Below are 15,105 nucleotides of genomic sequence, written 5' to 3' on the forward strand. Positions count from 1 at the left end.
GGCTAATGAGTAAAAGAAGGTTCGCAGCAAAGGAAGTAACAGGCTGGAAAGCTACCATTGCAATTTCCATGGCAAACTATATAGAAGCAGGTTCTATCATTGCCGCTGCTAGTAGTTTAACAATGTGGCAAGCCTATCTTCATATAGATAGTATTGGTGTTGGCTTATTGAGTGCATTAAGCGCGAATGCTTTAGGTGCAGCTTTAGGTGCGTTGATTGGTGGTCCTTTAACTGATAAATATGGAAGAAGACTAATTTTTAGCTATGATTTATTAGTCTATATGATTGGTGTTCTCTTAATTGCAGTTTCCGTAAATTTTCCAATGTTACTTCTCGGAACAATCATTACCGGAATTGCGGTAGGTGCTGGTGTTCCGGTTTCTTGGACATATATAGCTGAAGAATCACCAGAAAATAAGCGGGCTGCGCATGTTGGAACAGCTCAATTAGCATGGTCAATTGGTCCAATGATTACGTTTGCTTTAGCAGTAATATTAGCACCACTAGGATTATTAGGATCGAGAATTATTTTTTTACATCTATTTATAATTGCTGGAATTTCTTTATATATCAGGCGTGGACTACCTGAGTCAAAAATTTGGGAAGAACAGCAAGCTAAGGAGAAGAATGAGAGAGATAAAGGTATTAAGCGGAAAAGTTCTTTTAAAGAATTAATTTCTCTCAAGCCAAATAGACAAGCATTGTTTTTATTATTAGGTATTTACTTATTTTGGAATTTAACCGCTGGTGCAATGGGTTACTTTATGCCTTATATTTATGAAAATGTAGGCGGATTAAGTAACCAACAAGCTAATTTACTTCAAGCATTCTTATGGATGTTTACCGTAATTACTACCTACCTTATTTTTATGAAGTTAGGAGATAAATATAGTCGCAAAATAGTATTTGGTATTGGTGCTTTTATGGGAATTCTTGCATGGATAATCCTTACCTTTATGCCAATGACATGGCCAACCTTAATTTCATTTGTTGTCTTATGGGGATCAGCTGCTGGAATTGGGGCTCAAGCATTTTACGCATTATGGACAAGTGAATTATTTCCTACTAGATACCGTGCCACTGCCCAGGGGTATATGTATTTTATTGTTCGTACAGGTATTGCCTTATGGTCGTTTATATTACCAACAATTATGGCAACTCTTGGATTTAAAGTTGCAGGTATCGTAATGATTACGTTTCTTGTAATTCATATGGTAATTGGCATTATACTTGCGCCAAATACGAGAGGAAAATCATTACGTCAAATAGAGGAAGAACGTTATGGGAACTTAACAACATCAGAAGAACACTATACGGTGTAAAAATTTTTAGTGAAACAAAACAAAATAAAAAACATAAATATTTATTTGTGTTAATTTTTGTTTATTAATATCTGAATATCATTTATTATAGTTAAATAAGGTTGAATTCGTATAGCGACTACTATAATCTGATGTATTCTTGCAAAATTGGAAGGTGAGATCATGCATTCTTGCAGTTTGGCGGTAGATATAGGTGCATCAAGTGGCAGAGTAATTGCCGGATTTTTACAAGATAAGAAAATTATTTTAGATGAAGTTTATCGATTTGAGAATAGATTAATTCAAAAGAATGGATATTTTTGCTGGGATATAGAGAAGCTGTTTGCAGAAGTAAAAAAAGGAATTCACCTAACTAAAAAGAAAGGCTTAATACCAGTAAGTATTGGTGTCGATACATGGGCGGTTGATTTTGTTTTATTAGATGAAAATGACCACCTGCTAATGGATGCTGTTTCTTATCGTGACCCAAGAACAGACGGCATGATGGATGAGGTATTTTCAATAATTAGTAAAGAGCTTTTATATTTAGAGACTGGAATACAGTTTCAAAAATTTAATTCTATTTATCAGCTATATTATGTAAAGAAAAAATATCCAGAGCTATTAGAAAAAGCAAAAACGTTCTTAATGATTCCCGATTACTTCCATTATTTATTGACTGGAGTAAAAGTAAATGAATATACTAATGCAACTACAACACAGTTGATTAATGCTTTTACTAAGAAATGGGATAGAGATTTATTGAAAAAATTAGACATAAATGATCAAATGTTTCAACAGATTTTGCTCCCAAAGGAATCTATCGGTTGCTTAAGACCACAATTAGTTGAAGAATTTGGTTTTGATATGGAGGTAATACTTCCGGCTACACATGATACTGCATCAGCTGTACTCGCTGTTCCGGAAACGGATGAAACAATCTTTATTAGTTCAGGAACATGGTCACTGATGGGCGTTGAAAACCGCTTTCCAATATGTATTACAAAAGCCTTAGACTATAATTTTACGAATGAAGGTGGGTTTGATTATCGCTATCGTTTTTTAAAAAACATCATGGGGCTTTGGATGATACAAGAGGTGAAACGAAATTATAAAGATCAATATAGTTTCGCTGATTTTTCTGACATGGCAGCAAAAGAAAAGCATTTTTATGCCATTGTTGATGTAGATGATGACCGATTTTTAAAACCAAATAATATGATTAGGGAAATCCAATTGTATTGTAAGGAAACAGGGCAATCCGAACCAACAACACCGGGACAAGTTGCGAAGTGTGTATTTGATAGTTTAGCAATCAGTTATAAAAATACAATTGAACAGATTGAAGAAATTTACGAAAAGAATTTTAATCAAATAAATATTATTGGCGGAGGTTCTAAAAATAATCTTTTAAATCAATTAATTTCAGATATAACAGAAAAGGAAGTAATTGCAGGTCCGTCAGAGGCAACAGCAATTGGAAATATAATATCTCAACTAATTGCGTTAGAGCAAATTGAAGATATTCATGAAGCCCGAAACATCATAAAGAATTCCTTTGTATTAAAAACGTTTAGAAAGAGAGGCGGAGGAAAATAATGTCTACATTTGAAAACTATCAACTTGCAAAAGCACAGTATGAAAAATTAGGAATAGATGTTGAAGAAGCGCTAAATCATTTAAAACAAGTACCGATCTCTATTCATTGCTGGCAAGGGGATGACATTTCCGGGTTTGAGATAAACCAGCAAGAACTATCAGGGGGAATAGACGTAACCGGTAATTATCTAGGGAAAGCAAGGACGCCTGAAGAACTAAGGAGTGATTTGGAAAAGGCGCTTTCCTTAATACCAGGAAAGCATCGAGTTAACTTACATGCCATTTATGCGGAGACAAATGGTCAAGTTGTTGGAAGAGATAAATTGGAACCAAAACATTTTAAAAAATGGGTGGAGTGGGCAAAAAGACATGGCCTGGGATTGGATTTTAACCCAACTTTATTTTCACACCCAATGGCTGCAGATGGCTTAACACTATCTCATCCTAATAAAGAGATACGAGAATTCTGGATTCGTCACGTTATTGCTTGCCGTAAAATTGGTGAGTATTTCGGAAGAGAATTAGGTACTCCTGCATTAACAAATATTTGGATTCCTGATGGTTATAAAGATATCCCAAGTGATCGTTTAACACCAAGAAGAAGATTAAAAGAATCATTAGACAAGATTTTTTCTGTTCAAATGGATGAAAAATATAATGTTGATGCTGTAGAGAGCAAATTATTTGGAATTGGGTCAGAAGCATATGTCGCAGGATCACATGAATTCTATTTAGGTTATGCCTTGAAAAATAACAAATTATGCTTATTAGATACGGGACATTTCCATCCAACAGAAGTGGTTTCTAATAAAATCTCTGCAATGCTCTTATTTAGTGATCAATTAGCTTTACACGTTTCAAGGCCCGTACGTTGGGATAGTGACCATGTGATTATTTTAGATGATGAATTACGTGAAATTGGTTTAGAAATTGTCCGTAATGACGCGTTAAATAAAGTAAGGATTGGACTCGATTTCTTTGATGCCAGTATTAATCGTGTGGCAGCTTGGACAATAGGAACGAGAAATATGATTAAATCATTATTATATGCCTTACTTACCCCAAATCATTATTTAAGAGATTTACAAGAAAAGGGTAATTTCACAGAAAGGTTAGCCTTGATGGAAGAGCTTAAAACATATCCTTTTGGTACAATTTGGGATTATTATTGTGAAGAAATGAAAGTTCCTACAGGTATGGCATGGTTTGATGAAGTTAACAAATATGAAGCAGCTGTCCTTTCAAAAAGAGACTAACTTTAAAATATATATTATTCAATCTACTAAATTCAATGATCAACTTTAAGTAAATGATTATCGATATAGAAATTTTCAAAGGAAGGAACAGACACATGAAAGAAGTAAATGGAAACAAACAGGAAATTTTACATGCGCCATTCCTACGCGAGATGATACAGAATACTTATGATATGTGGCGTCTTGGCTGGGACGAGTTAAATGGTGGAAATATTAGTTATCTGTTAAACGAAAAGGAAGTCATACCTTATTTAAATAAGGATCAAGTAATTCGGCCCATACAACTAGACTATCCAGTTACTGAACTCGCTGGTAAATACTTTATAGTTACAGGATCGGGGAAATACTTTCGGTTTATTAAAGATGATCCAGAGGAATCTTTGGGTATATTGCGGATAAGTTCCGATGGAAAAGCGGCTGAACTATTATGGGGACTTGAAGGAAATAGTCAGCCTACCAGTGAACTTCCATCTCACTTTATGAGCCATATTTCCAGGTTGAAGCAAAATCCTGACCATCGAGTCATTATGCATACGCATACGACAAATCTTATAGCAATGACATTTACACATGAATTAGATGAAGTAAATTTCACAAGAACGCTGTGGAAAATGTGTACCGAATGTCTAGTTGTTTTTCCGGAAGGTGTAGGTATTTTACCTTGGATGGTACCTGGGACAGATATAATCGGGAAAAAAACCGCTGAAAAAATGAAAGAGTTTCGCTTAGTTATTTGGCCGCATCATGGAATTTTTGGAGCGGGTAATTCCCTAGCGGAGGCATTTGGATTAATTGAAACAGTGGAGAAGGCGGCGCAAATTTATATGTTAGTTAGTTCCCATCAAGGCGGGATTAAACAGGATATTACAGACGAACAATTAAGAGATTTAGCGAAGCGATTTGCTGTTACTCCACCTGAGAAGTATTTTTAAAAATAATTCTTTTTACATTAAAGTGCCGTAAAAACTCCCACTTTAAGAGCTATCGAGAATAATAAGTTTAAGTGGGAGATGACGGCACCTACATACCGGTTGTCCAGATTGACAGGACAAGGAAAGCAACGTGAGCGATACATCGGTTTTTCAAGATGAGGAAGCAACGGGAGCAACACATCGCGATTTTTCAAAGACAAGGAAAACTCCGATAGCGATACATCGCCAATTTTTCAAGGACATTGCGATCATAGTCAACCACGGTTCTTTGAACACGTACTTATTAGAAAAACTTGGCTTGTCGCCAAGTCCTTAGCGAAAGCCGTAGTTTTTCTAATACTATAAACCATAAAATTTTATACTTTCCTATAGTATAAAAAATGAGCAAAGGGACTTCCTTTGCTCATAAATTTTTTTGCTATAAAATAAAGGTAGAAGTATTTAATAAGCTAGCAGTTTCCAAACAATATATGATATCATTTTATAATAATGAAGGAGAAACTTTTTGGCCTTCCAACTTCAATAGACTTATTTTGAAATGTATAAAGGATTTTGTTTTATTTTTAGGTAGAAAGTAGGGTTATCATGCTTATAGCGGAAAGGCAGCAAAAAATTGTCAGGATTGTAAATGAACGCAAAAGTGTCCGTGTATCAGAATTAAGTGAAATGTTCTCTGTTACAGAGGAGACGATTCGTAGGGATTTAGAGAAACTTGAAAAAGAAAAAAAGTTATTAAGAAGTCATGGTGGAGCTATAAGTATGAATCCTAATGATTCGCTTGAAATTCCCTATAAAGAACGAGAGATAATAAATGTGGCTGAAAAGCAGGACATTGCTTTAGAAGCGGTTAAACTTGTAAAAGAAGGAGATAATATTATCCTTGATGCCAGTACAACAGCCTGGTATATGGCGAAAGCTCTGCCTGACTTACCAATGACCGTACTTACAAATTCTATAAAAGTTGCGATGGAATTAAGTAATAAAAAACAAATCACCGTAATTTCAACAGGGGGAACTTTGCTTGCAAAATCTTTATCCTTTGTTGGTCCACTTGCGGAGGCGTCATTAGATAAGTACTATGTAAATAAAGCATTTATATCATGTAAAGGTCTGCATATAAAAAGAGGAATTAGCGAATCGGATGAACAGCAGGCAAGAATTAAGAAAAAAATGATTGAAAGCGCCGCAAATGTTTATATGATGCTTGATTATAGCAAGTTAGGCAAACAGGCTTTTTCTTTAATAACTGGTATAGAAGATGTAAACTGTATTATTACCGACAGAAAAGCAGATGAGTCATCGGTACAACATTTAAAAGAAAAAGAGCTGAATGTAATTGTTGCTCCATGTTCTACAGATAGTTAAAAAATAATGCCACTTGTATACAGGCAAGGATTTTATGAGAAAATGAAGTGTAGAAGAAATGTGCATAAAGACACGAATGATATGGCATTTGGAAAAAAATATGTTATATAGATGTTCGAATTAACAAAAGCGAATCAGATAAAATGGTGAATTTTTCTCTGACTATATAAGGTGTACGTTATTATGTATTTTCAATAAAAAAGAGCTATCGCATTTGCTTAAAACTATTGCGATAGCTCAACTTATATTAAAACGGATTGGTAGCCCATTGTAAGGATTGTTTTATGAAAATACGCGGATGCAATTTTAAGAGGGATACCATATATTCTGCTAAATCTTCGGGTTGCATATACTTGTCGTCGTTTTTCTCTGCTAATTGATCCCCGAAAGCAAGCTCTGTAGCAACAAGACTTGGATTTAAGGTGAAAACACGAATGTTGTTTTTTCGTACTTCTTGCATAAGCGCTTCTGTCATACCTTGAATAGCAAATTTAGAAGCACTGTAGGAAGTTGAACCTGCTGTACCCTTTAGTCCGTTGCTGGAAGAGATCATAAGAATATCTCCTTGATTCTTCTTGATCATTTGTGGCAAGACTGCTCGAGTGACATGATATGTACCGAAAACGTTAACTTCGAGCGTGTGTTTCCATGTATCTGGGTCCATATCCAAGAAATTCCCGTAAGCACCAATGGCCGCATTATTAATTAAAATATCTGCAGGTCCAAGGTTGTTTTCCATACTTGTTATTGCTTGATTTACTTGTTCTGAATGAGCAATATCGGCAACTTTATAGTTTGCTTTCACTCCGTGTGATTCAGCTTCTCTTGCGACAGCCTCCAATTTATTTTTTGTTCGAGCGATTAAGCCAACATGTACGCCTTCTTGTGCTAAGGCCAGAGCGGTTGCGCGACCAATACCACTGCCAGCGCCTGTAATATAGGCTACTTTCCCTTTTATATCTTGCCCCATTAACGCATCGTCCTTTCTTTTCCCGCCATAAAATTTGGGAAGTGTAAATGATGACTAGATAGACTAAAAAGCATTGGGTACATTTGATTATTTAACAAAAATTGATTACAAAAAGCAAACATTTTTTGAACTTGTTTAGAAGTTAAAGTTTACTTACATTACTTGTTCTTTAGGAAACTGCATCTGCCTTTATATGAGATGAAATATGGTTAAAAATAGTCTTGCCTAAGCGCTCAAACTTCTCTCTTCTTTCTATGATAAGTCAATATCGGCTCGATTCTAAAGGAAGGCCGACTAAAAGCGGGCTTATCGCTCAGGCGTCCGGCAATTCCTTTTACAGAGGCATGTTTTCTTTCTCCTGTCAGAAGTTTTAGTTTGGCTAGCCGAGCGCTTGCGCTTTTGTCCCAACTAAACAACAAGCAGTTAAGTTAATTGCATATTTGTTAGACATGTTGGATCTTCTTCGAATGTAGAAAACTCAGATTTTACTTTTCTACCATCATGTGTAATAGTGATATTGTATTTTTTGTCTCTAGGTACCCATAAATCAATAAAACCATTGGCTTGTGATTTTAGTTTTTTATCTACGACTACATTTCCTTTTTCATCTTTAATATGCACATCAAATTCTTTTTCTACCATTTCACCTTGGCAACCGGTTAAACTGTGAAACGTACAAGGATGTGTTTCATTCACAAAAGGTGCAATAGATACGAAAAACTCGTCTTTCGGTAATTTATATGTTTTCTCTTTTCCCTCTGAACTGCTAACAATCAGTTCTTGTCCTGTAATGGAAGCTGAACTTGCTTCTTTTTTACCAGTGCTATAATCTTGTACTAATTCTTTAATATCCGTCGTTTCATCTTTTGTCTGTGACGTTTCTTTTTCTGTATCATCGTTACCACATGCAGCCAGAACAACTATCAGAAACAACATCATCACGGTGATAGATTTTTTTAACTTCATTGTTTCTTCCTCCGTTTTTAACAAAGTATATCAGAATACTAAGTTATGAATCAATCGGGATGTTAATACTTTAAGAATTTGTCATCTTTTTGGAGAATCTTAACACTTCGTATCTTTGTCAAAACCGTCTATAGTATTTGAATCAGCTGACATGAAGCAAACGGCTGATTGGATTAGTTGTCATGTCGTTCGTCTTTATAAACGTAGTCCCATGCTTAAGCAAACTTGTTATGAAAAACATAGTAAATACTATTACGACTTTATCGGTATGACCACTTAATACTTCTTAAGAAAAGTCAAAACTGATCAACAATGTATCGTGAAGTCTTCATAGGAGAGTTAGAGAAACAATTCAAATGATAAAAAATACTAGCCCCTTCAGACCATAAATTAGGAATATTGTTCATATGAATCCGTCTGTATTATTTTACGTAAAAAAGTTTAAAAATTATTTGCTTCATATTAATAGAGTATCAACGAAAAGGTATGTTTACCTTGAAAAGTATAAGTTGACAATGTCCTTTTTTCAAAGTACAATTCAATCATAAAATACTGAAAATTAAAATAAATAATTCGAAAAAGGAGTCGTAAAGGAAATGGCTTATCAAAGCAAACAACTTCATCTTATTCTTAATTGTGCCATCTTTGCAGCAATAACAGCAATTTTAGCGCAAGTAGAAATACCGTTACCGCTAATTCCGATAAGTGGACAAACTTTAGCAGTTGGAATTACTGCTACCATTCTAGGTAGCAGGCAAGGAGCCTTAGCTATGGTCTGCTATGCTCTAATTGGGGCGGCTGGAATCCCGGTTTTCACTGGTTTTAGTGGTGGTGCGCATGTTTTAGTTGGACCAACTGGAGGATACATTTTTGGATTTATTGTCACTGCTTATGTAACCGGGCTAATTTTAGAGAAGACAAGCTTTCATTTAGTAAATGCCTTAATCGCAAATATTGTAGGCATGGTAATCACTCTAGCATTTGGAACCGTACAATTAAAATTTGTTTTAGATTTCACATGGACTGCTGCCTTAGCAGCTGGCGTTTATCCATTTATTGTAGTTGGAATAATTAAAGCGGTATTAGCGAGCTGGATCGGTATTACTGTACGAAGACGTTTAGTCCATGCCAATCTCATTTTAGAAAAACAGCAAAAGCCAGCATAAATCTCAAACGGTTAAATAAGTTGGGAAGCAATCGAACCGGTTAAGCTTGAGTGCTTTAAAGTCCAAGTTGGGAGAGAACGCTCCGAAGTTGAAACATATTCTCACTAAGTCAGAAGAAGTCTCTAAATGTAGAACAGTAATGTAGAGAGCAGCATGATATTGTACATTGAGTCTAAAATTTAAAAATCATGAAAGTTACAAACCTCTCTACGAACGAGAATTTTTTAGGAAATGTTAACTTTTATTAACAATTTGAGTAAAATAATTGCAAAACTGAGTTAGTCATGTAATGGTTAATGTTAAGAAATGTTTAGAAGGGGGGGGAAGTGATGAGTGTAGAATTAATTGTATTTCTAGTGATTCTATTTATTTTTACGCTTATTGCGACATTACGAATATTTAAGCAGGAAGAAAATAAGTTGAAACAATATGAACAACTAGGGGATACAGTTGAAAATGAGATGAATCGCTCAAAAGAGTATGAAACACAGTCGTTAAAGTCCAATTTACCAATCTTAAGTTGGATATATGGGGTTACGATTATATTAGGATTAGCAGCGTTATTTATTTATATGTTTTAGCTTTTTTTAAAAAAGTTGGTAAACACGACACATTGACTACTTTTGTGCTGTTATTTATCTAACACATTTACTTTATTTGGCAAAAATATATTGCTACGACCTTCTCTATTCTTCTTTGTACAGGAGGAACTTAAAATGAATTTCTGGATATTTGTGTTCCAAAAGTTTTTCTTTTTTGTTGCAAAAAATACTGAAGGGGGGTATAGTATAAGTGTGGGTTAGTTAAAACAGAAAAAGTGAGGAGGGTAAATAGTTGACAGTTCAAAAGCATGAGCACCCTGTCACTCCTAGAACAAAAGATGAAATTACAGCAATTACGAACCGGTTAAAGCGAATTGAAGGCCAAGTTCGAGGAATACAGAAAATGGTTGCAGATGATCGTTACTGCATTGATATTTTAATCCAAATTAGTGCAGTTAATGCAGCTTTGAAAAAAGTTGGTTTTTCTATTGCTGAACGGCATACGAAGCATTGTGTTTCTTCTGGAATTCAGTCGGGAGAAGGTGATGCAGCAATTGAAGAACTTATGGAAGTGTTAAAACAGCTTTCTAAATAAAGAGGTGATAACATGCAAGAGCAACAAAAAGAGCATATTACAGTTGGCATAACAGGAATGACTTGTGCGACTTGTTCTAATCGAATTGAAAAGGCACTTTCCAACCAAAAAGGTGTCAATCAGGCTACAGTTAATCTTGCTAATGAAACCGCGGTTATTGAATATCAGCCAGCTTTGGTAGACGAAGAAACATTTGTAAGGCTGGTTGAAAAATTAGGTTATCAAGCAAAACCAAAGGCTGGAAAAGAAGAAAGACAGACGCATAAGGAAAAACAGTTACAAAAAATGAAGAAAAAGCTGATCATTTCTGCTATTCTTTCCGTCCCTTTATTAGTCACGATGCTTGACCATTTATTTGGTTTACGTTTACCGGCAATTTTTATGAATCCATGGTTCCAATTTGTGTTGGCAACTCCAGTACAATTTATTATTGGTTGGCAGTTTTATGAAGGAGCATATAAAAATCTACGTAATAAATCCGCCAACATGGATGTTTTAGTCGCTTTAGGAACAAGTGCAGCTTATTTTTACAGTTTGTATGAAGCAATAAAAACGATTGGAAACCCTGGCTATATGCCGCATCTTTACTTTGAGACAAGTGCTATTTTAATTACACTTATTCTTTTTGGTAAATATTTAGAAACCAAAGCAAAAAGTAAAACGACAATGGCTATTTCAAAGCTATTGAACTTACAGGCAAAGCAAGCTAGGGTAATTCGAGACGGTGCTGAAGTGATGATTCCGGTAGAAGACGTGGTACGTGGTGACCGATTAATTGTTAAGCCTGGTGAAAAAATTCCAGTTGATGGCGTTATAGTAAAAGGGCGGACGTCAGTGGATGAGTCCATGCTTACAGGAGAATCCTTACCAGTAGAAAAAGCTACTGAGGATACTGTAATCGGAGCAACGATGAACAAAAATGGTACGATTGAAATGGAAGCAACAAATGTAGGAAAAGATACAGCGCTAGCTTCTATTATTAAAGTTGTAGAAGATGCTCAAGGATCAAAAGCGCCGATTCAGCGGTTAGCAGATATTATATCCGGCTATTTTGTGCCGATTGTAGTTGCAATCGCGATCTTAACTTTTATTATTTGGATTTCCTTTGTGACGCCTGGTGAGATTGAGCCTGCTTTAATGTCTGCAATTGCTGTATTGGTTATTGCCTGCCCATGTGCGCTTGGCTTGGCTACACCTACTTCTATTATGGTTGGAACGGGAAAAGCAGCGGAACAAGGTATTTTGTTTAAAGGTGGCGAGCACTTAGAGCGTACACATCAGCTTGAAGCGATAGTTTTTGATAAAACAGGGACCATCACGAAAGGAAAACCGGAAGTTACTGATTTTACCAGCAATGATGGAGTATTACAACTAGTAGCCAGTGCCGAAAAAAGTTCAGAACACCCTCTGGCAGAAGCAATTGTAGCTTATGCCGTTGAAAAGGATTTGGAACTGTATGATCTGGAAGATTTCCAAGCAATACCTGGCCATGGTATTTCCGCTAGAGTAAATGGCAAAGATATTCTTGTGGGTACCAGACTGTTAATGAAGAAGTATAATATTGATTATCTGCATGCCGAAAGTGATATTCAAGGATTAGAAGAAGATGGGAAAACAGCCATGTTAATTGCTGTAAATAATGAATTCCAAGGAATTATTGCAGTGGCGGATACTGTGAAAGAGACTGCCAAAGAGGCGATTCATCAGTTGCAAAGTCAAGGTTTGGAAGTTATTATGCTAACTGGAGATAATGAACGAACCGCTAAAGCAATAGCAAGACAAGTAGGTATTGATCATGTCATTGCACAAGTTTTACCAGAAGAAAAAGCAGATAAAGTAAAAATGATTCAAAAAGAAGGAAAGCATGTCGCTATGGTTGGTGATGGAATTAATGACGCACCAGCATTAGCAGTAGCTGATATCGGAATTGCTATTGGAACGGGTACCGAGGTAGCGATTGAAGCAGCCGATGTAACCATTTTAGGTGGAGAATTACTGCTTATTCCAAAAGCTATAAAAGCTAGTCAGGCTACCATTAAAAATATCCGCCAAAACCTATTTTGGGCTTTTGCTTACAACACAGCTGGCATTCCGATTGCAGCAGTCGGTCTATTAGCTCCATGGATAGCGGGAGCTGCCATGGCATTTAGTTCTGTAAGTGTCGTTTCAAACTCACTACGGTTAAAACGAGTTAAGCTATAGCGGTTTAAGTCACAGAGAGTCTGATTTTTGGAATAAACGCTACTAGCTTGAGCTATATAAAGGGTTTAATGTATCACAAATATGTAAAAAATATCGAAAGGGGATTTTTATATGCAAACAACATTAGATGTAAGAGGTATGAGTTGTGGTCATTGTGAAAAATCGGTAAAAGGAGCACTCGAAGCTTTACCAGGTGTTTCTGGTGTTGAGGTACACTTAAACACTGGTAAAGTTGATGTAACTTATGATGAAGCTAAAACCGATATAGAGGCAATTCGTGAAGCAATTGAAGAACAAGGATACGATGTTGTCAGATAAACTTCTCGATCTCAAGAAACAGAAGAGATAGTTCCGTTTAGTGGAAGCTAATAAAAGATATGTACTAACCCTACCATTTTTGGTGGATAGTACGTATCTTTTTATCTCGTCAGAAGTTCTCCCGTTGGCACATCACTGCTTGAGCGTTTCTAGCTTTTGTTCTTGTATTGGGGACGGTTTTTACGCTTGATTTGCTTGGAAAATGGAAAAACAAATAATTATCTTAAAGAATACTTTATAAAATTAATGGTAAAATAAGTAAAGATGTTACGAAAAAATGATTAAAAAATGTGAATTTAGTTACAAAGATAAAAATATTGTAAAATATCGATGTATTCACTTGCATTTTCCTTAAGAAAAGGGTAAAGTTAAAAGTGCAAAAGGAAATTGAAGTTTGAATAATACTTTACGATCTCTTTATCAAAGTGGTGTAAAAGTATTTATGATTCAATTACTTTGCACGATATTTGAATAAGGAGGTCATTTTAATGACTGGTAAAGTTAAATGGTTTAATGCTGAAAAAGGCTTTGGTTTTATCGAGCGTGAAGACGGAGATGACGTATTCGTTCATTTCTCAGCTATTCAAGCAGATGGTTTCAAAACACTTGAAGAAGGTCAAGATGTTGAATTTGAAATTGTAGAAGGCAACCGCGGACCACAAGCAGCTAACGTTACTCGTTTATAATAAATAGACAGAGGAGAGCTTATCTCATTATTGAGATAAGCTCTTTTTATGTTATCATCTAGGACAATATTTAATATAAACTTGGATTAAATTTTGTTCATGGTGGATATCTTTTTTGGTTCTACATATGTTGGGATTTAAGAAAATTCAATAAAAAAACACGCAAGCTCCTATTTTTGTTACACTTTGTTTAGACAGACAAAAAACAAAAAGGAGTTACGTGTAAATGCATTCTAACATATTACTGCCAGGTTTAGAAACGATGATAAGGCAACGTCGCCGTCAAAGTTTGAACCAGTAAAGTACAAAGTTAGAAGAGAACACTAAGTAATGAGAGACTCTACCAACCAACAGTCCAACAGTTTATATTAGATACTTAGTTAAATACCATTCCGCCATCGATGATGAGAGCTTGTCCAGTCATATAATCTGAATCAGGTCCTGCAAGGTAGGAAACACATGCTGCTACATCTTCTGGCTCGGATAGCCTTTTTAATGTAATATTTTTAGCAAACTGTTCCATTCCCCATTCAAATGGTTTGCCTGCTTCATCAGCAGTTTGCTGTGCAATGTCCATCATCATAGGAGTTTTTACGATACCAGGACAATAGGCATTAACAGTAATACCTAATTCAGCTAAATCCCTTGCTGCAGTTTGGGTAATACCTCGAATAGCAAACTTTGTTCCACCGTAAACTGCTAAGCCTGGGTTTCCGACTTGACCGGCTTGAGAAGAAGCATTAATTATTTTTCCACCGTGCCCAAGTTCTTTGAAGGCTTTTACAGCTGCTTGTATTCCCCAATAAGTACCGCCAACGTTAACATCATAAACTTTACGATATTCTTCATAAGTAATACTTTCAATAGGGGTAGTTGGTCCAAGACCTGCATTATTTATAACCACATCAAGTCCACCAAGATTTTTTACTGTATCATCCACAGCCTTAAATACATCATCACGATCAGCAACATTTACTTTAATCGCAATTGCTTTACCATGAGAATGGTTAATTTCTTCAGCAACTTTTTTTGCTGTTTCTTCATTATAATCAGCAACTGCAACAGCGAATCCGTCTTCTGCTAGTCGTTTACAGATTGCTTTACCAATTCCTTGACCTCCGCCGGTAACAAAGGCGATCTTTCCAGATACTTTACTCATATAAACATCTTCTTTCTATAATGTAATTGGTATATATTTAATATACCA

At 35.6% G+C, this 15,105-nt stretch carries 13 protein-coding genes and 1 pseudogene; 11 read left to right on the forward strand and 3 right to left on the reverse strand.

Features of this window, described 5'->3' with window-relative positions:
• The first annotated feature begins 5 nt into the window (after positions 1-5).
• From BN1066_RS10945 to BN1066_RS10965, 5 genes are all read left to right on the forward strand, one after another.
• Positions 6-1,322, forward strand: coding sequence for an MFS transporter (locus BN1066_RS10945; protein WP_077319472.1), 1,317 nt, complete (start codon positions 6-8; stop codon positions 1,320-1,322).
• A 162-nt stretch (positions 1,323-1,484) separates the two neighbouring features.
• The gene (gene rhaB, locus BN1066_RS10950; RefSeq protein ID WP_077319473.1) at positions 1,485-2,900 is read left to right on the forward strand and encodes a rhamnulokinase; all 1,416 of its coding nucleotides are present in this window, start codon (positions 1,485-1,487) and stop codon (positions 2,898-2,900) included.
• Entirely contained in the window at positions 2,900-4,156 is a 1,257-nt protein-coding gene (gene rhaA, locus BN1066_RS10955) for an L-rhamnose isomerase (RefSeq protein WP_077319474.1), read from the forward strand. The genes rhaB and rhaA overlap by 1 nt, the downstream gene beginning before the upstream one ends.
• 95 nt (positions 4,157-4,251) lie before the next feature.
• Positions 4,252-5,088 carry a rhamnulose-1-phosphate aldolase gene (gene rhaD / locus BN1066_RS10960; protein ID WP_077319475.1) on the forward strand — a complete coding sequence of 279 codons (837 nt, stop codon included), beginning with the start codon at positions 4,252-4,254 and terminating at the stop codon, positions 5,086-5,088.
• Between the two features lie 585 nt (positions 5,089-5,673).
• On the forward strand, positions 5,674-6,453 hold the full coding sequence (locus BN1066_RS10965; protein WP_077319476.1) for a DeoR/GlpR family DNA-binding transcription regulator: 780 nt from the start codon (positions 5,674-5,676) through the stop codon (positions 6,451-6,453).
• A gap of 247 nt (positions 6,454-6,700) precedes the next feature.
• Here the strand turns inward: BN1066_RS10965 and BN1066_RS10970 are convergent, their stop codons facing one another.
• Both BN1066_RS10970 and BN1066_RS10975 read right to left on the reverse strand, forming a co-directional pair.
• Positions 6,701-7,423 carry a 3-ketoacyl-ACP reductase gene (locus BN1066_RS10970; RefSeq protein WP_077319477.1) on the reverse strand — a complete coding sequence of 241 codons (723 nt, stop codon included), beginning with the start codon at positions 7,421-7,423 and terminating at the stop codon, positions 6,701-6,703.
• 423 nt (positions 7,424-7,846) lie between these two features.
• Positions 7,847-8,389: a CueP family metal-binding protein gene (locus BN1066_RS10975; RefSeq protein WP_077319478.1), complete on the reverse strand. Its 543-nt coding sequence runs from the start codon at positions 8,387-8,389 to the stop codon at positions 7,847-7,849.
• A 596-nt stretch (positions 8,390-8,985) separates the two neighbouring features.
• On the opposite strand from BN1066_RS10975, the gene BN1066_RS10980 reads away from it, so the two are divergent.
• The 6 genes and pseudogenes from BN1066_RS10980 (at position 8,986) to BN1066_RS11005 (ending at position 13,898) form a co-directional block, all read left to right on the forward strand.
• A complete protein-coding gene (locus BN1066_RS10980) occupies positions 8,986-9,555 on the forward strand; it encodes a biotin transporter BioY (RefSeq protein WP_077319479.1) in 570 nt (189 codons plus the stop codon).
• A gap of 329 nt (positions 9,556-9,884) precedes the next feature.
• The gene (locus BN1066_RS10985) at positions 9,885-10,136 is read left to right on the forward strand and encodes a hypothetical protein (protein WP_077319480.1); all 252 of its coding nucleotides are present in this window, start codon (positions 9,885-9,887) and stop codon (positions 10,134-10,136) included.
• A 253-nt stretch (positions 10,137-10,389) separates the two neighbouring features.
• Complete coding sequence (locus tag BN1066_RS10990; protein ID WP_077319481.1) at positions 10,390-10,692, forward strand: metal-sensing transcriptional repressor; 303 nt, start codon at positions 10,390-10,392, stop codon at positions 10,690-10,692.
• Between the two features lie 51 nt (positions 10,693-10,743).
• Positions 10,744-12,894 (forward strand): annotated as a pseudogene (locus tag BN1066_RS10995) (heavy metal translocating P-type ATPase); the annotation flags it as partial.
• Between the two features lie 111 nt (positions 12,895-13,005).
• Positions 13,006-13,212, forward strand: coding sequence for a copper chaperone CopZ (gene copZ / locus BN1066_RS11000; protein WP_077319483.1), 207 nt, complete (start codon positions 13,006-13,008; stop codon positions 13,210-13,212).
• Between the two features lie 488 nt (positions 13,213-13,700).
• Positions 13,701-13,898, forward strand: coding sequence for a cold shock domain-containing protein (locus BN1066_RS11005; protein WP_050351294.1), 198 nt, complete (start codon positions 13,701-13,703; stop codon positions 13,896-13,898).
• Between the two features lie 376 nt (positions 13,899-14,274).
• Here the strand turns inward: BN1066_RS11005 and BN1066_RS11010 are convergent, their stop codons facing one another.
• Positions 14,275-15,057 carry a (S)-acetoin forming diacetyl reductase gene (locus tag BN1066_RS11010; protein ID WP_077319484.1) on the reverse strand — a complete coding sequence of 261 codons (783 nt, stop codon included), beginning with the start codon at positions 15,055-15,057 and terminating at the stop codon, positions 14,275-14,277.
• Positions 15,058-15,105 lie beyond the last annotated feature (48 nt).

It is taken from the genome of Virgibacillus proomii (genome assembly GCF_900162615.1).
GTDB lineage: Bacteria > Bacillota > Bacilli > Bacillales > Amphibacillaceae > Virgibacillus > Virgibacillus proomii.